This window comes from Anaeromyxobacter sp. K, assembly GCF_000020805.1.
Classification (GTDB): Bacteria; Myxococcota; Myxococcia; order Myxococcales; family Anaeromyxobacteraceae; genus Anaeromyxobacter; species Anaeromyxobacter dehalogenans.
This window is the reverse complement of record NC_011145.1, coordinates 764,197-783,493: the sequence shown is the minus strand read 5'-3', so window position 1 is coordinate 783,493 and position 19,297 is coordinate 764,197. Positions and strand designations below refer to the sequence as shown.

The 19,297-nt window shown below is 73.8% G+C and carries 13 protein-coding genes; all 13 read right to left on the bottom strand.

Features of this window, described 5'->3' with window-relative positions; translation table 11 throughout:
• Positions 1 to 138: 138 nt before the first annotated feature.
• Positions 139 to 3,213: an outer membrane protein assembly factor gene (locus tag ANAEK_RS03425; protein ID WP_012524757.1), complete on the bottom strand. Its 3,075-nt coding sequence runs from the start codon at positions 3,211 to 3,213 to the stop codon at positions 139 to 141.
• Positions 3,210 to 7,136, bottom strand: coding sequence for a translocation/assembly module TamB (locus ANAEK_RS03420; protein ID WP_012524756.1), 3,927 nt, complete (start codon positions 7,134 to 7,136; stop codon positions 3,210 to 3,212). The genes ANAEK_RS03425 and ANAEK_RS03420 overlap by 4 nt, the downstream gene beginning before the upstream one ends.
• Positions 7,137 to 7,273: 137 nt before the next feature.
• Positions 7,274 to 8,194, bottom strand: coding sequence for an ExeA family protein (locus tag ANAEK_RS03415; RefSeq protein WP_012524755.1), 921 nt, complete (start codon positions 8,192 to 8,194; stop codon positions 7,274 to 7,276).
• 8 nt (positions 8,195 to 8,202) lie between these two features.
• Positions 8,203 to 10,854, bottom strand: coding sequence for a tetratricopeptide repeat protein (locus ANAEK_RS03410; protein WP_012524754.1), 2,652 nt, complete (start codon positions 10,852 to 10,854; stop codon positions 8,203 to 8,205).
• 220 nt (positions 10,855 to 11,074) lie between these two features.
• On the bottom strand, positions 11,075 to 12,457 hold the full coding sequence (gene accC / locus ANAEK_RS03405) for an acetyl-CoA carboxylase biotin carboxylase subunit (protein ID WP_012524753.1): 1,383 nt from the start codon (positions 12,455 to 12,457) through the stop codon (positions 11,075 to 11,077).
• A gap of 16 nt (positions 12,458 to 12,473) precedes the next feature.
• Positions 12,474 to 13,013, bottom strand: a complete 540-nt coding sequence (gene accB / locus ANAEK_RS03400; RefSeq protein WP_012524752.1) for an acetyl-CoA carboxylase biotin carboxyl carrier protein — start codon at positions 13,011 to 13,013, stop codon at positions 12,474 to 12,476.
• 53 nt (positions 13,014 to 13,066) lie between these two features.
• On the bottom strand, positions 13,067 to 13,639 hold the full coding sequence (efp, locus tag ANAEK_RS03395) for an elongation factor P (RefSeq protein ID WP_012524751.1): 573 nt from the start codon (positions 13,637 to 13,639) through the stop codon (positions 13,067 to 13,069).
• Positions 13,640 to 13,735: 96 nt separating this feature from the next.
• Entirely contained in the window at positions 13,736 to 14,095 is a 360-nt protein-coding gene (locus ANAEK_RS03390; protein ID WP_012524750.1) for a hypothetical protein, read from the bottom strand.
• A 127-nt stretch (positions 14,096 to 14,222) separates the two neighbouring features.
• Positions 14,223 to 14,876: a hypothetical protein gene (locus tag ANAEK_RS03385; RefSeq protein WP_012524749.1), complete on the bottom strand. Its 654-nt coding sequence runs from the start codon at positions 14,874 to 14,876 to the stop codon at positions 14,223 to 14,225.
• Positions 14,877 to 14,885: 9 nt separating this feature from the next.
• Complete coding sequence (gene pilQ / locus ANAEK_RS03380; RefSeq protein ID WP_012524748.1) at positions 14,886 to 17,549, bottom strand: type IV pilus secretin family protein; 2,664 nt, start codon at positions 17,547 to 17,549, stop codon at positions 14,886 to 14,888.
• Positions 17,546 to 18,079 carry a pilus assembly protein PilP gene (locus ANAEK_RS03375; RefSeq protein WP_012524747.1) on the bottom strand — a complete coding sequence of 178 codons (534 nt, stop codon included), beginning with the start codon at positions 18,077 to 18,079 and terminating at the stop codon, positions 17,546 to 17,548. The genes pilQ and ANAEK_RS03375 overlap by 4 nt, the downstream gene beginning before the upstream one ends.
• Positions 18,076 to 18,705, bottom strand: coding sequence for a type 4a pilus biogenesis protein PilO (locus ANAEK_RS03370; RefSeq protein WP_012524746.1), 630 nt, complete (start codon positions 18,703 to 18,705; stop codon positions 18,076 to 18,078). The genes ANAEK_RS03375 and ANAEK_RS03370 overlap by 4 nt, the downstream gene beginning before the upstream one ends.
• A gap of 8 nt (positions 18,706 to 18,713) precedes the next feature.
• Positions 18,714 to 19,295, bottom strand: a complete 582-nt coding sequence (locus ANAEK_RS03365) for a PilN domain-containing protein (RefSeq protein WP_012524745.1) — start codon at positions 19,293 to 19,295, stop codon at positions 18,714 to 18,716.
• Positions 19,296 to 19,297: the final 2 nt, after the last annotated feature.

Genomic DNA, 19,297 nt, shown 5'->3' with positions numbered 1-19,297 from the left:
ACCGTCCGCGCGCGTCCTACGAATGAAGTCCCGCGCCGAGCACTCCGCCTCCACGTCGCGAGAGCGGGCGAGGGCGGGAGCGCACACGAGGACCCGCACCAACTCCCCCCCGGCTTCGAGGAAGTACGGAGCGCCCGATCAGAACAGCCCGATGGTGAAGTGCAGCGCGAACAGGCGCTCGTTGATGCGCACGTCGCGGTCCAGGTTGAAGCCGAGGTCGAGCGCGGCGGGGCCGATGGGGGTGACGAACCGGAGGCCGGCGCCGGCGTTGGTGCGCAGGTCGAGCGCCTCGAACCGGTTCGGATCGAGCCAGAGGTTGCCGGCGTCCAGGAACAGGCCGAGCTCGACGGCGCGGGTGAGCCCGACGCGCAGCTCGGACTTGCCGAGCAGGTACGCCTCGCCGCCCTCCGAGACGGGCCGGTCGCCGGACGCGACGCGGCGGCCGCGCTCGGTGCAGCCGATCCCGGTGTACGAGGTGGCGCAGAGCTTCCCCTCGGCAGCCAGCGCGCCGCGCACGTCCTCCTGGATCATCTCCTCCTCGGCGAAGCCGCGCATGGTCGAGGCGCCGCCCAGGAAGAACCGGCGCGGGATGATGGTGCGCGACTCGCGATCCAGCGGGAACACGCGGCCGCCGCGCACCGAGACCGCGAGCACGGTGGATCCGCCCAGCGGCAGGTAGCCGGACAGCGTCCCCGACAGCTTCAGCAGGTTGCTGTGGACCTCCGAGCCGGGGAGCAGCCCGAACAGCGCGCGGCGGTCCGGCGCCCCGGGGACGCCCACGCCGAGCGAGTGCGCCCACTCGGCGACGCCGGCCGCGAACCAGCCGCGGTGCGGGTGGGCGGAGTTGTCCCGGAAATCGAGCGTGAAGGACGGCCGGACCGCGTGCAGCGTGGTGACGCCCTCGTCGAAGCGGAGCCGCTCCAGGTCGGCCTGGGTCAGCACGCCCACCACGTTGGTGCGGCGGATGTCGTCCACCTCCAGCTCGTACTGGAGCGAGGCGCCCACGCGCGAGGTGACTCCCACGTCCATGCCCGCCACGCCGGAGACGCGCCGCAGGTCGTAGGCGCGACGGTGCAGGATCTCCCCGATGAAGTCCGTCCGCAGGCCCACCGGCACCGGCAGCAGCCGCACCCGGGTCGAGCGCAGGCCGAGGTCGGCCCTTCCCTCCAGCCGGTCGTACCCCTCCTTGCCGGACAGGTCCGGGCCGAGGCCGCCCACGTCCACGAGGTAGTTCACCTTGCCGCGGGCGGTGAGCTCCACCGCGCGGCCGAACAAGTTCGGCCGCGAGTACTCGAGCACCGCGCGCGGGCCGTTCGCGATGGAGAACCCGAGCGACTGGGTGAGGGTGGCGTACGGGCGCTCGGACAGCTCGACCGCCAGGTCCTTCGTCTCGGCCACCAGCTCCGGCTCGTGCAGCTCCAGCTTCGCCGAGCGGAACACGCCCAGGCGCAGCAGCGCCGCCTGGCTTCGCGCCAGCGCCTCCGGGTCGAACGTCGCGCCCTCGCGCACCTCCAGCTCGTCGCGGATCACGTCCTCGCGCGTGCGCCGGTTGCCGGTGAGGAGCAGCCGCCCGATCCGGACCTTCGGGCCCGCGTCCACCACGAACCGCACCGTGGCCAGGTGGCGCTCGCGGTCCAGCTCCTCGCGCGCCTCGACGCGCGCGAACGCGTGGCCCGCCGTGTAGTAGCGGCGCAGGATCGCGAGCCGCGTCTCCTCCACCCGATCGAACGCGAGGGGGTCTCCCGGCGAGAGGCGGGTCTCGCGGGCCAGCTCGGGGAGCGGCACCGCGCCGGTGCCCTCGAACGCGATCGACTCCACGTGCGTGCGGGCGCCCTCGCGCAGCCGGAGCGTCACGTCGGCGATCCCGCGCTCCGCGTCGAGCGCCACCGCGCTGCCCAGGGCCACCGCGTCGAGCCAGCCCTCGGCCCGGTACCCCTCCACGATCAGCTCCAGCGCGCGATCCCAGGTGGCCTCGTCGAAGTAGTCGCGCGGGCGCAGGGCCGGGGGCGGCTCCGGCGGCGGACGCGCGCCCGGCACCGAGAGGATCAGGGCGCGGGCCTCGTCCGCGTCCGGCGAGCCGGGGGTCTCCGCGTCCTCCTCCAGGATGGCGAAGAGCCGGTCGCGGAGGTCGCGCTCGGTGCGCGCGGTCGCGCCCTCGAAGCGGATCCGGCCGAGCCGGTACCGGCGCCCCTCGTCCAGGTGGAACACGACGGCCAGCACGCCCGGCCCGCGCCGCTCCTCCGTCGTCACGGCCGCGCCGGCGAAGCCGCGCGCGCGGTAGAACGCGCGCAGCCGGTCGGCGGCCTGCTCGATGGCGGGCGCGTCCACCGGCTGGTCCGCCTCGAGCCCCAGCTGCCGCTCCAGCAGCGCGGGCCGGAACGCCGCGTTGCCGCGGAACGCGAACGCCATGCGTGGCCCGGCCTGCACCGGGACCTCCACCTCGGCCGCGCCGCCGCGGACGCGCACCACGGGCGCGTCCACCCGCGCCCGCCGGTACCCGGCGGCGCGCAGCCCGGCGCGGAGCGCCTGGACGTCCGCGTCGAGCGCGTCCGCGTCGAGCGCCGCGCCCTCGCGCGTGCGCAGGCGGCCGCGGAGCGCCTCGGCGGCCGGCCCGGGGCTGCCGGTGAGCCGCAGCGACGCGACGCGCGTGGCCGGCCCGGCGCGGACCTCGAGGAGCACGTCCACCGAGGTGTCGCCCTCGGCGCTGGCGCGCACCTGCGCGTCCCGGTGCCCGCGCCGGGAGAGTGCCGCGCGCACCCTCGCCGCCACCGCATCGAGGTCGGCGTCGTCGAACGTCTCGCCGGAGGCGAGCTTGGCCGCCGCCCGGATCGCGTCCGGGCCCAGCACCTCGGGCGCGTCGGTCCGCACCTCGACGCGCGCCACCCGGCGCACCGGGAGCGCCTCCACCACCAGCCGGACCCACTCGCCCGCGCCGCCGCCCGGCGGCGCCGCGGCGGGCTCGGCGCGGACGACCACGTTGCGGTACCGGCCGGTCTGGAACAGGCGCTGCACCGTGCGCCGCGCGTCGCGGACCGAGAGCGGCTCCCCGGGGGAGAGCGTCACCAGCGCCGACGCCTGCGCCAGGTCGTCGCCCGGCGGCAGCGCCAGGTCCACCGCCGCGACGCGGGGCGGCGGCGACGCGGCCGCGCCCGCGGGCTCGGCCGCCGCCGGCGACACCGCGAGCGCCAGGGCGGTTGCGAGGGCGGCGATCACTCGCGGTCCGTCCATTCCCAGCGCAGCTTCAGGTCCACGCCGTGATCGCCGGTCGAGACGTCGGGGTTGTCGCTGTCCCACTGGTACTGCACCGCCGTGTGCTCGCCCAGCCGCAGCTCCGCCTGCGCCTTGCGGCCGCGCGCGCCCGCGAGCGGCGCCTGGAAGCGGAGCCGCAGCCGATCGCGGAGCAGCCAGGACTCGAACTCGGCCCGCGGCTCCACCTGGCCGGTCGCCTCGGAGTAGGCGCTGGTGATGCGCATGCCGATGTCGCGGATGGGCCCGCCGCGCGGCAGGAACCGGCGCACCTGCTCGTCCAGGCCGGACGCGGAGAAGATCGCCTGCGCGGCCGCCGCGGTCGCCACGCCGCCCACGCCGGTGCCGGCGGCGGAGTCGCGGCGCGTGAAGCCGAGCGAGAGCAGCGTGACGATGTCCGGCTCCGGGAGCGGCGGGGCGCTGGTGAGCGTCACCCGCGGCTGCTCCAGCGGGCCGAACGCGTGCATGAACACCTGGTAGTCGCGCACCTGCGCGTCCCCGTTCACGTCGAGCACGATCTCGATCTTGTTCCGGTCCACCAGCTCCAGCACCGCGTGCGTGAGCGTGAACTCGTTGCCGCGGAACGCCGCGCGGCTGCCCTGGCTCATGGTGAGGCTGCCCACCAGGCCCGGCGACGCGAGCGTCCCGGTGAGCGTCAGGTCCCCGGCCACCGTCCCGCGCACCAGATCGTTCTCGATCCGCGCGTCACCGTCCACCACGAGCTGCAGGTCGAAGCGGAGCCACTCGCCCGCCTTGTCGTACGGCTTCGGCGGCGGCGGCGGCCGGCGGCGCAGCTCCAGCAGGCTGCCCTCGAGGTCGACGTCGGCGGTGTAGCGCGCGCGGATCACGCGCAGCCGGCCGGTGACGTCGGTCGCCTCCGGCGTCCCCTGCGCCTCGATCCGCCCGGACAGCGTCGCCGGCAGGTAGGACGGGAGCGCCACCGGCACCTCGTCGAGCGTCCCCTCCACCCGGAGGCGCGACGGCGCGAGCCGCGCCAGCTCCACCTCCCCCTTGAAGCGCGCGTGCCCGCCGTTCAGGAGCGCCCCGAGGTCCTCGAACAGGACCCGGTTCTGCGAGAACGCGAGCGGCCCGGTCATGTCGGAGAACACCAGGCCGGCGCCGCGCAGCTCGAACCCGCCGTCCGCGACGCGGCCCGAGCCGACCAGCACCGGCTGGTCGAACGTGCCGCCCATGTGCGCCTCGAGCGCGAGCTGGCCGTGCGCGCGCCGCACCACCGGCGACAGCGCGCCGGCCAGGCGCAGGTCGAGCGTCCCCGAGGCGCTCAGGTCCACCGCGCCGGGCGCCGCCGACCCGGACACGGTCAGCTCGGTGCTGGTGCCGCGCAGCGTGACGGGCGCGAGCTCGACCCGCTCGCCGCGCACCGCCAGCACCGCCGGCCCGGCGGCCTCGACCCTCACCTCGGCGAGCGCGATGGCGAGCTGGGGGAGGCGCACGCTGGCGCGGGCCTGCGCGAGGTCCTCGAGCTCCCCCGAGGCGCTCGCCTCCCCGCCCACGCGGACGCGCAGCCCCTGCGGCGCGCCGCCCGGCCAGAGCCGCGCGGCGTCCTCGAGGGCCACCGTGGCCCGCGCCTGGAACGGCAGGCGGCCCTGCAGCGCGATCTCCGCGGAGCCCGCCAGTCCCTCCGCGCCGCCGGTCAGCACGAGCTTGCGCTCCACCACCGTGCCGCCGGCCTGTACCGTGCCGAGCGCCACGCCGGCCACGCGCACCGCGTCGCCGTTCGCGGCGAAGCGCACGTCGGGGTGATCGAACGAGCCGGCCAGCGTGGCGCGCCCGCTCGCCGAGCCGGACCACTCGCCGCCGGGGAGGTCGAGCGCGGCGAGCGGCACGCCCGAGAATCCCACCTCGAGGTCCCAGGGGAACGGCGCGTCCATGCCCCAGGTGCCCTGGGCCCGCGCCACGCCGGTGCCGCGCCGCAGCTCGGCGCGCTCGAAGCGCGCGGTGCGACCCGCCTCGATGCGGCCCTGCGCGCGGCCGGAGTCGAACGCGCGGCCGAGCAGCGTGCCGGCGCCGAGCCGCGCGTCGAAGGACGCGTCGAGCGCGGTGGCCGGGCCGCGCGCGGTCCCGGTCGCCTCCACCTCCGCGTCGAGCGCGTCGCGCACGTACCGGGTGGAAGGGATCCACTCCATCACGGAGTCGAACAGGTCGCGGAGGCGCCCGCGCGCCTCCAGGCGCGAGGAGACGATCTGGGTGGGCGTGCGCGAGAGATCCACCACCGCCTCGCCGCGGTAGCGGGTCTCGCCGCGCGTCCCCTCGGCGCCCTGGAAGTGGAGCAGGAAGTCCCGGTACCGGAAGTCGGCCGCCACGTGACCGAGATCCACCTGGAGGAAGTGGAGCCCCTCGCCGCGGGCGCGCCCGGTGACCACCGGGTTCCCGTACGGCGCCGCGCCGACCTCCGCCTCGACCGCCAGCCGCCCGGCCCAGGGGATGCCGGCGAGCGGGCCGAGCGCGTCCAGGTCGGCCACGCCGCGGCAGCGCACGTGGAACCCGCGCGCGGAGTCGAAGTGGACGGCGGCGTCCGCGTCCACGGTCCCCTGCCCCACCGCCACGCGCGCGCCGTCCAGGAACAGGCCGCTGCGGTCCACGCGCACCGCCGACTCGATCCGGCCGCGCGCGAAGGAGACGATGCCCGGATCGCCGTGGGCCTGCGTGTACGGGCGGGTCAGCGCCTTGAAGTCGTGGAGCTCGGTGGCGAGCGTCCCGGCGAGCACCGGCGGCGAGAGCGTCCCGGTCACGCGCGCCTTGCCGTCGAGCCGGAGCGTGATCCAGGGCTGCTTCACCGTCAGGCGATCCAGGATCTCGGCGAGGTCGACGCGGTCGAGCTGCACCTCCGCCTCGACCGGCAGCCCGCGGGCGAGCGTCACCGTCCCGTGCGCCACCGCCTTGCCCCCGCCGGCCGCTGCGACCGCCAGCCGGTCCACCACCAGCGTCCGGCCCGACAGCCGCACCGCGGCCTCGGCGTCGCCGGGCACGAACCCGTCCACCCGCACGCCGCGCGTGCGCAGCGAGCCGGAGAGCTCCGGCGCGCGGGGCGCGCCGGAGATGCGCGCCTCCACCGTCGCGGTGCCCTCCACGTCCGCGTGCACGCCGGCCAGCGCGAGCAGCGCGTCCACCCTGCCCTCCGCGCGCGCGGTCAGGTCGAGCCTGGGCGCGCACAGGTCCTGCACGCGGCCCTGCAGCCCGAGCCGGGCCCCGCCCACCTCCGCCTCGATCCCGGCGATCTCGGCGACCGACAGGTCGAGGGCGACCTCGCCGCGGGCGCGCACCTGCGAGGCGCTCCACCGGCGGCCCACCGCGTCCACCCGGACCGGGCCGGCGGAGACGTCCACGCGGCTGCGGCGCGCCGGCGTGGCGAGCGACCGGAGCGTCCGCGCGGGCGGTCCGGAGCGGATCTCCAGCCGCTCCAGCGAGACGTGGCCGCCGTCGGGGAGCCCCAGCTCCACCGAGCCGCCCTCGACCTGCAGCTCGCGGATCTCGAAGCGGCCCAGCAGGTCCGGGGGGCAGCGGGCCGGTGCCCCGGTGCCGGGGGGCAGCGCCGCGACCAGGCGCGGGCGGACCAGGCGCAGCCGATCGAGGTGGACGCGGCGGCCGAGCGCCTGCACCAGCGCGAGGCGTGCCGTGATCGCGTCGGCCACGAACGCGGGCGCCGAGGGCGGGCCGAGGACCACGCCCTCCGCGTCCACCGCGAAGCCGAGCGGGTCGATGCGGCAGGCGGCGAAGGAGAGCGGCAGGCCGGTGGCGGCCCGCACCTTCTCGGCGGCCAGCGCGCAGATCCGGTCCCCGGCCCAGCGCGTGCGCAGGGCCGCCAGCGTCGCGAGCACGAGGCCCACGACCACCAGCAGGAACACCAGCGCGACGGTCCGCTTCTTCAAGGGGGCTCGATTCTCTCGCGCGGACGGCGCGGCGCCAAGGAACGCGTGGGCCGCGCCAGCGGCCCGTCCGCGCCGGCGGCGGCGCGGTGGGTGGGGGTGTGGGATCGCCGCGCCGGCACGGCGGCGGGCGGGCGGGGCTACTTGACGCCGAGCGACTCCAGGTACCGGTCGATCTCGGCGAGATCGAGGGCGCCGCCCTCGCGGCCGCCGCGGACGGCGGGCGCGCCCGGGACGGGCCGCGCGGGGGCCTCGATGCCGAGATCGCGCGCCACGCGATCGAGCAGCCGCTCGTCGATCTCGCGGGCGCGGGCCATGGCCCCCTCGAACAGCGCGTTGTCGCAGAGCGTGTTGATGAGGCGCGGCGTCCCGCCGGTGTGATCGTGGATCCGCTGGATGGCCGCGGGCGTGAAGGGCAGGCGCGGGGCGCCGGCCAGGCGCAGCCGGTGGCGCACGTACGCCTCGGTGGCCTCCGCGCTGAGCGGCTCGAGGCGGTACTTCAGCGCCACGCGCTGGGCGAGCGGCGGATCGAGGCGGAGGTTGTCCTCGATCTCCGGCAGCCCGAAGAACACGAAGGACAGGAGCTTGCGCTCCGGCACCTCCAGGTTCAACAGCCCGCGGAACTCCTCCATGATCTCGCGCGAGGCGAGCATCTGCGCCTCGTCGATGAGCACCACCGCCTTCTTGCCCGACTCGTAGATGCGGACCAGCCGCTGGTAGAGCTGCGCCAGCAGCGCGAGCTTCTCCTCGGCCGGGCTCTCCACCCCGAGCTGCAGCGCGATGCGCTTCAGCAGCCAGCTCGGCGTGATCCCGGAGTGGACGATGACGAGCAGCGCGGCCTCGTACTCGTCCTCCGGCAGGCTGTCGAGCATGCGCCGCGCGAGCGTGGTCTTGCCGGCGCCGATGTCGCCCACCAGCACCGCCAGCCCCTTCATGGCGCTCACCGCGTGGTTCAGGCGGAGGAGCGCCTGCGCGTGCTGGGCGGACGAGTAGTAGAAGCGCGAGACGGGCGCGTTGGAGAAGGGCTCCTGGGCCAGCTCGTAGAATTCGAGATAGTTCACGGGCAGTCCTACAGGTAGCCGATGTTCTTCTTCGGGCCGGGGGCGGGCGCCGCGGGGGCGGCGGTGCGGGCGGGGGCGCGCGCCTCTCCCGGCGGCGGCTTCCCGGGGCCGCCGCCGAGCGCGCGCACGCGCTCCGCGACGTCGCGGTACCCGGGATCCACCCGGTTCACCTTCTGGAGGTGGTGGAGGGCGGCCTCGGGGTCGCCCGCCTCCTGGTACGCGACGCCCAGGTCGTGGTGGAGCGCCTTGGCGGCGTCGCGCGTCAGCAGCTCGGACGCGAGCGCGCGCCGGAACGCCGCGATGGCCTCGCGCGGCTGGCCGCGGGAGAGCTGGCACACGCCGATCATCGACAGGCAGTCCACCTCGCGCTTGCGGTCGTTGCCGCGCAGCGCGGTCTCGAACTCCTTCACCGCGTCCTCGAGCAGCCCCATCTCCTTGTAGGCGATGCCGAGGTCGTAGTGGGTGGCGCTGTCCTCCGGCCGGACCGTCTGCTCGACGCCCTTCTTGAACTGGTTGAAGACGTCCTCGACCGAGTACTGGAAGCCGTCGTCGCCCGCCGGCGCGGGCGCGGCGCCCAGCTCCTCGGCGAGCTCGCGCGCGATGTCGAAGCTGTCGTCGGCCCCGGGCGGCGGCGTGAGCGCCGGCGTCTCGTGCACCGGTCCGTCGAGCGGCGGGTGCGTCCCGGCGGCGGCGTGCGGCGGCGGTGCGCGCCGGCGCTCGACCTCGGCCAGCCGCGCCTCCACGCCGCGGTGCCCCGGGTAGAACGCGGCCAGGTTCCGGAGCGCCTCGCGCGCGTCGTCGAGCAGGCCCTGCTGCAGGAAGAAGTCCGCCTCCTCGAGCTCGTCGGAGAGGTCGGCCTCCTCCTCGTCGTCCGCGGCGGCAGCGATCGGTGGCGCCGGTGGCGCTGGTGCCGCCGGCCTGGCCGGCGCGGGCGCGGAGGCGCGGGTGGGCGGAGGCGGAGGCGGCGGCGCCGGCGGCGTGATCACCGGCGCGGGCGGCGCCGCGAACGCGGGGCGCTCGGCGGAGACCTCGTCGGCCACCTCCTCCGACTCGGCCGACGTCGCCGCGGCGGCCTCGGCCAGCGCGTCGCCGGCCGCGTCCAGGGCGGGCTCGGGCGCGCCGATCTCGAGCGCGATGCCCTCCTCCTCGTCCGGCGCGGGCGCGGGCGCTCCGGCGGACCCGGCCGGCGGCTCGTCGTCCGGCACGACCTCGTCGTCGCCGGCGTGGCCCGCCGCCTCGAGCGCGAGCGCGTCGTCCTCGGGCGCAGGCTCGGGCTCGAGGAGCACCTCTTCCACCTCGTCCGGCTCGAGCGCGACCTCCTCGCTCGCGCCGGCGGCCGCGGCCAGCGCCGCGAGCTCCGGGTGCTCCGGCGCGATCTGCCGGAGCCGCGCCAGCGCCTCCCGTGCGCGGTCCCCCTCGCCGCGGCCGAGCAGCGCCCGCACCGCCGCGGCGCCGTGCTGCGCGGCCTCGGCGAGGCGCCCGGCCCCGTGGTGCAGCTCGCGCGCGCGCTCGTGCGCGTCGGGCGCCTCCGGATCGATCGCGAGCACCTTGCGCAGGTGCTCCAGCGCGCGGTCGTGCAGCCCGTACTTCACGTAGACGTCGGTCTCGGTGAGGAGCTTCGCGACCGCGTCCGGGCCGGACGCCGCGGGCGCCGGGCGCGCGCCGGGGGGCGGCCCGGGCGGCGGCGCGGCCGGGGCCGGCGGGCGCGGGGGCGGCGCCACGGCGGCCACCGCGGCCACGGCGCCGGGGACGGGCGTGCTCGAGGCCCCCGGACCGAGCGCGGCGCGCGCGTCCTCGTCGTCCGGCGCCAGCTCCTGCACCTTCCGCCAGGTGGCGCGCGCGTCGGCGGCGCGGCCGCGCTCCGCGTGGACGTGCGCGAGCTCCTTGTAGACCGAGAGCGTCTTCGACACCTGGCCGAGATCGCGGAACGCCTGCGCGAGCAGGTTCAGCGTCTCCACGTCCTTCGGATCCGCCTTGAAGCAGAGCTGCAGCTTCGCGAGGGCCCGCTTCGTGTCGCCCTTCGCGAGGTAGATGTGCGCGAGCTCGCGGGTCAGCCCGCGGTCGTCCGGCTCGAGCCCGGCGATGCGCTCGGCGACCTTGAGGTACTCGTCGGCGCGGCTGTGCTTGCGCAGGTGGTCGGCGGCGCGCCGGAACAGCTCGAGCGCCTGCGCGGCCTGGCCCGCCCGCGCGTGCAGCTCGCCGAGCTTGATGGCCGACGGGATGTTCTCGGGGTCGAGCTCCACCATGCGGCGGAGCACGTCGGTGAGCCGGGCCACGTCGCCGGAGCGCTCGTGCGCGGCGGCGGTGACCTGCAGCTGCCCCATCGCGTCGCTCATCAGGCCGAGCTGCTGGTAGAGCGCCGCGAGCCGCTCGTTCACCCGGACGTCGCCCGGGTCGAGCCGCACGATCTGCTTGTAGACCGCGACCGACTTCAGGAAGAAGCCCTGGTCCGCGTAGGTCTCCGCGACCTTGGTGAAGGCCTCGGCCGCGAGCCGGTCGTCGCCCTTCTTCTGGAACAGCTCGCCGACCTTGAGCAGGATCCGCACGTCGCGCGGGTCCTCGGCGAGGATCTTCTGGTACGCGGCGATGGCCTTGTCGAGCGCGCCCTTCTGAACGAACCGGGTCGCCTCCGCGATGATCTTGTTCTTGTCGACAGCCATCGGGCCGGGCGGTGCTCGCGGAGAGGCTCGCGCATCCGTGGGACGCGCGGTCGGCGCGCACCGCCGTCGACGCGGGCCAGGGGCTAGCTGCGAGGGTAATGGATGCCCGGGGGGCGGTCAAGACGCGAATCCCGCGAAGTGACGCGGGAATTTTCCCGTCTCGACCCCTCCGGACCGGCCGCCGTGAGGGGCCCGGCGGCCCCCGCGGCGGCGGCGAGGCCTACGCGCCCGCCACCTTGGAGGCGGGGGTCTCCTCCGGCGCGGGCGGGTTCAGGATCTGCTCGACGATGCGGGTGTCGTACTGCCCCGCCGTGAAGGCCGGGAAGGTGAGCACGCGCTTGTGGAAGGGGATGTTGGTCTTGATCCCCTCGATCACGTACTCGTTGAGCGCGCGCATGGCCCGGCGCAGCGCGATCTCCCGGTTCGCCCCGGTGACGATCAGCTTCGCCACCAGCGAGTCGTAGTACGGCTGCACCTTGTACTGCTCGTACGCCATGGTGTCGACGCGGACGCCATACCCGCCCGGCTGGTGGTAGCCGGTGATCCGCCCCGGCGACGGCGCGAACGTGACCGGGTCCTCCGCGTTGACGCGGCACTCGATGGAGTGCGCCTGCGGGACCACCGAGGCCTGCGAGCGCTCCAGCTTCTCGCCCGCCGCGAGCCGGATCTGCTCCCGCAGCAGGTCGAGCCCGTAGACCTGCTCGGTCACCGGGTGCTCCACCTGGATGCGGGTGTTCATCTCCATGAAGTAGTAGCGGCCCTTCTCGTCCATGAGGAACTCGATGGTCCCCACGTTGTTGTAGCCGATCTTCCTCATGGCCTTGAGGGCCACCTCGCCCATCTCCCGGCGCAGCTCCGGGGTGACGGCGGGCGACGGCGACTCCTCGATGAGCTTCTGGTGGCGGCGCTGGACCGAGCACTCGCGCTCGCCCAGGTGGATGATGTTGCCGTGCTCGTCGGCCACGATCTGCAGCTCGATGTGGCGCGGCATCTCGACGTAGCGCTCGAGGTACATCGAGCCGTCGCCGAACGCGGCGAGCGCCTCGGTGGACGCGGTCTCGAACAGCTGGCGGATCTGGCTCCGGTCGCGACAGATCTTCATGCCGCGCCCGCCGCCGCCCGCGGCCGCCTTCAGGATCACCGGGTAGCCGACCTGCTCGGCGATGCGCTCCGCCTCCTCGGCGTCTGCGAGCTTGCCCCGGGCGCCGGGCAGCAGCGGCAGGCCGGCCTGCTCCGCCGCCTCGCGGGCCGCCACCTTGTTGCCCATGAGGCGGATCATCTCCGGCCGCGGCCCGATGAACTTCAGGCCCATCTTCTCGACCATCGCCGCGAACTCGGCGTTCTCCGAGAGGAAGCCGTAGCCGGGGTGGAGGGCGTCGGCGCCGGTGACGTCGGCGGCGGCGAGCAGCGCGCGCGGGTTCAGGTAGCTGTCGCGCGACTGCGGCGGCCCGATGCAGATCGCCTCGTCGGCGAAGCGTACGTGGAGCGACTCGGCGTCCGCGGTGGAGTGGACCGCGACCGTGGCGACGCCGAGCTCCTTGCAGGCTCGGAGCACACGGAGCGCGATCTCGCCGCGGTTGGCGATGAGGACCTTCTTGAACATGCCGGCCTCTCCGGGCCTAGCCCGCGACGATGCGGAACAGCGGCTCGCCGAACTCCACCGGGGTGGCGTTCTGGACGTAGATCTCGGCGACGGTGCCGTCGGTCTCCGCCTCGATCTCGTTCATGAGCTTCATCGCCTCGACGATGCAGAGCGTCTGGCCCTTCTTCACCTTCTGGCCCACGTCCACGAACGGCGGCGAGTCGGGCGAGGGCGCCCGGTAGAACGTGCCCACGAACGGCGACTTCACCTCGACGCCCGGCTTGTCGGCCTTGGCCTCGGCCTTGGGCGCGCCGGCGGGCGCCGGCGCGGCGACCGGGGCGAGCGCCGCCGGGACCGGGGCGGCCACCGGCGCGGCGTGGAACACCGGCGCCGGCGCGGCGACGCCGCCGCGCCGGATCACGACCTTCTCCTCACCCTTGGCCCAGGCGATGTGCGTCACGTCGCTCTTCTCCACCAGGGCCACCAGCTTCTTCACGTCCTCCATGGTGAAGCCGGGCGTCGGGGCGGGCTCGGGGGTGCGCTCGGGCTGCTGCTGCTTCAGGGGACGGGTGGCCATGTGCGGAGCTCCTGGCGAGGGACGTGGAGGGGACGGAGGACGGCGGCGGCGACCTAGCCGGCGACGCGGGTCAGGTACTCGCCCGACCGCGTGTCGATGCGGAGCGTGTCGCCCTCGTTGATGAACAGCGGGACGTTCACCACGTAGCCCGTCTCGAGCTCGGCCGGCTTCGTCGCGCCGGAGACGGTGTCACCGCGGATGCCCGGATCGCACTTGACGACCTTGAGATCCATCGAGTTCGGCAGGGTCACCCCGATCGCCTTCCCGTTGAAGAACAGGATGTGCGTGGTGGTGTTGTCCTTGATGAAGTTCTTCGCGTCCCCCATCTGCTCCGCGGTGAGGAACGTCTGCTCGTAGTTCTTGTTGTCCATGAAGTTGTAGTGCTCGCCCTCGCGGTAGAGGAACTGCATCTCCCGCTCGTCGATGTCGGGCTTGCCCACCACGTCGCCGGACTTGAACGTCTTCTCGATGGTGCGGCCGGTCATCAGGTTCTTGATGCGCGTCCGCACGAACGCGGAGCCCTTGCCGGGCTTCACGTGCTGGAACTCGATGATCTCCCACGGCTCGCGGTCGATCTCGATCTTGAGACCGCGGCGGAACGCCGAGGTGTCGAGGGTCTCTGCCATTGGTTTCGATGCTCCTTCGAATGTCGGAAGTGGAAAGATGAGCCCCGCCGCATGGCGACGCCCGGCGCATCGCCCGGCGTGCGCTCGCCCGCGCGGCTACAGCTCGGACCTCAGCTTGGGGGCGGTGACGCGCAGCAGGTACCGGGCCTTGCCGAAGTTCCCGTCCGGCGCGAGCGCCATGACCATGAAGTACTCGGGGTTGACGACGCGTGCGACGGTGAGGATGCGGTCCGTGGAGAGCGAGAGCTCCGCCAGGCCGCCCGCCGCGTGGGTCTCGGACGCCTCCTGGGCGCTCCGGAACAGCCCGGAGTACTCGATGAGCAGGGACTTGAGGTCCACGTCGGCCTCGGCCTCGACGTGGCTGTCCACCTCGATGCCGTCCATGCCCATGAGCGTGCAGGCGACCGCACCATCGCAGCGCCGGCAGATCTCCTGCAAATGTTCGCGAAAGCCCATCGATCCTCGCCTCCACGGCCGAAAAGAGCCGTGATTTCAGGCCCCGGACCCGCGGAGACCGGCCCGTTCTAGCCCGCTGCCGCCGCGGGCGTCAAGGATGGGGGCGGACGCGGCGCGTCAGGCGCGGCTACGGCGTGGTCGCCGCCGGCGTGCAGGTGTACTCCGCCGTCTGGGCCGTGTTCGGGCAGACGTACGTGATCGTGTCGGTCGCGTTCGGGCAGGCGTAGCCGGGGAACGCGTCGTTGTGCACGTCCACCGGGAAGGTCACCCCGCCGACCTCGAACGAGTCGCCGCTCGCATAGTGCCCCGTGACCGTCAGCTCGACCTCGACGAGGCCGGTGGTCACGCCGGCGTTCGTCATGGCGGCGGACATCGGTGCGCTGATCGCCTCCGGAATGAGCCGGACCACGGGGGCGCTGGTGCTCTCCGCCCTCAGGATGCCGCTCGCCGGGAAGTCGTAGTTCGAGTAGCTGAAGAACGCGCTCCGGTAGCTGAGCCGGTACTTCTCCAGGTACGCGTCGTTCGTGTTGAGCCGGCCCGCCGACGGGTCCGAGTTGTCCGCCAGCTGGTTCGTCATCTCGACGAACAGCTCGAGGAAGTTGGTGCCACCCTCGAGGTACACGAACGGCTGCGAGGCCAGGTAGGCGCCGCACCCGCCGTCGGTCGCGCAGGTCTCCTCCGGGGGCGCGCACAGCGCCACCACCTGGATCGAGGCATTGTTGTCCACCGTGCAGGCGAGGGCCGCCGTGGCGAGGAGGAGGGTCGCGAGTCGCGTCTTCATGGCTGGCTCCTAGTTGCTCGCGGCCGCCGCGGCCGTCGCCGACTGCCGGTTCAGGATGCGCGGCGTGATGAAGATGAGCAGCTCGGTGTGATCGTCGGTGTTGGTGTCGCTCCGGAAGAAGAATCCGAGCAGCGGGATCTTGCTGAGGAACGGCACCGACGCAGTCTTCGAGGCCGTGGAGCGGGTGTAGATGCCGCCGATGACGGTGGTCTCGCCGTCCTTCACGAGCACCTCGGTCTCGGCCTCGCGCTTCGAGATGGAGGGCTGCCCGTTCGAGCCCGTCAGCGACGAGTTCGGCGCGTTGTTGGTCGCCTTGATCTTGAGGAGGATGGAGCCGTCGGCGGTGACGTGCGGCGTGACCTTCAGCTCCAGCTTCGCCTCGACGAAGGTGGTGTTCACGCCCGACGCGGAGGTCTGCGAGAACGGGATCGAGATGCCCTGCCCGATGGTCGCCTCCTTGTTGTCGATGGTGGCGATCTTGGGCGAGGAGATGGTCTTCACCACGCCGTTGTTCTCGAGCGCGGAGAGGCGCAGGTTCAGGTTGAACGCGCCGTTCGCCGAGCCGAGCACCAGGCCGATGCCGCCGCCGGAGCCCTGGCCGATGGCGGCCGGAAGGTTCACGGCGTAGTTCGGCGTGCTCGAGGTGCCCTGGTTCGGCGACTGGCCGGCCGCGCCGGCGCCCGAGACGTTGTTGGGGAAGGCGACGCCGGTGGGATTGCCGGTGGCCTGCGTGAAGGAGGCGTTGCCGCCCCACTGCACGCCGAGCTGCCGGTTGAAGTTGGACGAGGCCTCCACGATTCGGCTCTCGATGAGCACCTGCGGGATCTCGGTGTCGAGGTTCCGCACCAGCCCCTCGGCCCGGACCAGCGCCTCCGGGATGTCCTTCACGATGAGCACGTTCGTGCGCTCGTCGGTGGAGACCGAGCCGCGCTCGGAGAGCACGTCCTTCACCCGGCTCGCCACGTCGGCGGCGCGGGCGTAGTTGACCGGGATGATGCGGACCTTGAGCGGGATGAGCGGGATCCGGGCCTTCTCCGCCTCCGCCTTCGCCGCCTGCTCCTTGGCGATCGCCTCGAACTTCGCGATGCGGATCACGTTGCCCATCTCCTCCTTCCCGAGCCCCTTGGAGCGCAGGACCAGGTCGAGCGCCTGGTCCCAGGGCACGTTGCGGAGCGAGACGGTGACCTTCCCGGAGACGTCGTCGGCCACCACGATGTTCTTCTTCGACACGTCGGCGATGAGGCGCAGCAGGTTGCGGATCTCGATGTCGTGGAAGTCGAGCGTGATGCGCCGGCCGCTGTAGCCGCGCGCCTGGGGCGCGCCGGACGAGGCGTACGCCGGCGCCTCGGCGGCGAAGCCCGCCACCTTCGCGTCGGCGGCCTGGGCCTGCTCGGGCACGGCCGGCGCAGCGGCCTCGGCCGCGTCACCGCCCTCGGTGAAGGTCCAGGTGAGGCCGTCCCGCGTCTCGACCATCCGATCGGTGGCGGACCCGCGCAGCGTGGCCACGATGCGGACCTGCCCCGTCTGCGGCTGGTTGAAGGACGAGACCATGGCCACCGGCCCGTGGAAGGCGGTGGTGTCGAGCGAGCGCTCCATGGCGCGGGGCAGCTTCGCGCCATCGAGCGTCAGCACCACCGTGCGCGCGTCGGGGCGGGAGATCACGAACGGCGCCTTGCCGGCGATGTCGATGCGCGACCCGCCGCCCGCGCTGGCGAAGCGGACGTCGGCGATGCGGGCCAGGCCGGGATCCGACGTCGGCGCCGCGGGAGCGGCCGCCACGACAGGCTCGGCCCGGGGCGCCGGAGCGGCCTTGCGCGCCGGCTCGGCCGACGCCACCGAGGCTCCGGAGGTGACCACGGCCACGCCGCCGGCCACGCGCTTCACCTCGTACCTGGGCAGGGCGCCGGACGCGTCGAGCACCACGCGCACCTTGCCGGAATCGCGGCCGAACCGGACCTGCGAGAACGCACCGCGCACCTTGACCGGCGCGCGCGGCGCGCTGGCCACGCCGTGGACGTCGATGGCGAGGCGCGCCGGGTCGCGCAGCTCGAGGATCTCGAGGCGCCCCGCCTCGCCGTCCGTGGCGATGACGAGCTGGGCTCCGGCGGCGCGCACCCCGGTGATGCGGGTGGCGGTGCCGCCCGGGCCCTCGTCGACGCGGCGCGAGACCAGGTGACCGTCGCCCGAGGACGCAGGCGCGGCCGGCACGGACGCGGGCGGCGCCGCGGGAGCGGTTGCCGCCGGGGAGGACGCCGCCGCGGCGGCGGGGGCGCCCACGGCCTCGGCCTCGAGCACCCGAACGACCACGGCATCGCCGCGGGGCGCCACGTCGTAGCGGCGCGCGCCGTCGAGCGCGATGATCACGCGGCCGACCGCGCTCCGCTCGTCCTTGTACTGGGCGGTGCTCACCGCGAGCACGCCGGCCTTGCCGACCTGGATGGGCGAGCCCACCCCGGACACGTCGGCACCAGCCAGGTCCACGACCAGGCGCGGCGGATCCTGGAGCTTGAACACCGAGTAGGACGGGGCGCGCGAGCCGCGGATCTCGAGCTCGAGCGCGCCCTCGCGCTGCCCGACCTCGATCCCACGGATGACGTTCGGCTCGGCCGCGGTGGCTGCGCTGATCGCGCCCCACAGGAGCAGACCGACGATGGGCTTCAGGCGGGAAGTCATGGGAGCTGCTCCTCGAGGTTGAGCGCCGCTTCCTTGGGGAGGCGGAGCACCGTCTGGGTTCGATCACGGGTCCCATCGGCGCGCAGGGCGAACTCGGTCACGACGACCTCGCCGCTCCGGACGGCCGCGACCGTGCCGCCGTTCTTCCCGAGGCAAGCGCCGCGCCGTACCGCGTAGCCGACTCCGGACGGCGCCTCGACCATCGCGACCGGATCTTCGAGGCCGGTGATGACCGCGACGAGCTTGAGCTGGTCGAGCTCGTACTTGCCGAGCGGGGTCGCGCAACGGGTCTGGAGGCCGGGACCTGACTGGCTCACGTCCGCCAGGAAGCTCCGGAACGGATCGCGCTTGCCGACCGACGAGTAGACCCAGTCGTCTACCTTCGGAGCGGGGGCGGCGGCGGCCCCGTCGCCGGCGCTGGCCGGGGCCGCGGCGGGCTTCTTCGGAGCGGGGGCGCGCTTCGGCCCGGAGTCTCCGCAGGCTGCCAGGAGCGCGCAGACGAGGAGGGGCGCAATGCGGCGCGGGCTCACTTGGCGCCCCCCTTCTTCGGCGCTGCGGCTGCGGGCTTGGCCTCGACGAACATGAACGTCGTCGCGAGGAACTTGCCGTTCAGCAGCATCTTTCCGTTCACGTCCTTGGGCGCGTCCAGCACGATGTCGGTGACGTTCACGATGCGCTGCATCCGGCCGAGCGCGTCGAAGAACGTCGCGATCTCGTGGAAGCTGCCGGTGACCGACATCGGGATGGGAATGCGCGCGTAGAACCGCTCGGTGACGGCGGGCCGCGGTTCGATGGTCCCGATCTCCAGGCCCGCCTTCTGCGCGCGGTCCTGGAGGAGCTGCAGCAGCTCGTCGATCTTCTTGTCCTCGGGGAGCTCCGCGAGCGCCTGGCGCAGCCGCTCCTCGAGCAGCTCCTTCTCCCGCCGGAACTGGTTCAGGTTGTTCGCGATCGAGGTCTTCTCGATGTACTCGCGGTCCAGCCTGGCCTGATCGGTCTTCGCCCTCGCGATGCGCGTCTCCACCTCCGAGATCGACGGTCCGAAGGTGGCCGACATGGCGAAGTAGTTCAGCGCGGTGACGGCGATCACGATCGCGGCGACCGCTCCGACCTTCGCGGCGGTCGACGCCCTGGCGATGGCCTCGATGAGCTTTTCCATGGCGCGCCCTACTTCTTCCCGGGAGTCGGCGCCGCGATCGCAGGCGCGCCCGGATAGACGACGTTCGCGGAGAGCGCGAACTCCACCAGCCTGAAGGTCTTGTCCGTCTTCGCGCTCGTCTTCTTCAGCTCCACGTCCTTGAAGTACGTCGAGCCCTTCAGCGCGGTCATGAGCTCGGAGACCTCGTCGATGCTCGCAGCTATGCCGGTGAACGCGAGGGAGTCGCCCTTCTGCTCGAGCTTGGTGAGCCAGAGCCGCTTCGGCGTGAGCTGGGCGAGCTGATCGAGCATCTTGACCGGCCCGGTCCGGCCGGCCTTGAGCCGATCCAGCACCTCGAGCTTCTCGCGGAGCTGCGCCTGCTGCTCCTTGATGTCCTTCACCTCGCCGATGATCCGGTCGAGCTGGGCGATGTCGGCCCTGGTCCGCTTCAGCTGCGCCTCGCGCGTCGCGAGATCGGAGCCGCGCGACGCCGCCCAGAGATAGTTCCCGACGAGCCCACCGATGACGACGACCGCGAGCAGCACGAGCTGCTGCGTGCCGGCCTGCTTCTTCTTCGAGACCCGCGCCGGGAGGAGGTTTATCCGGATCATGG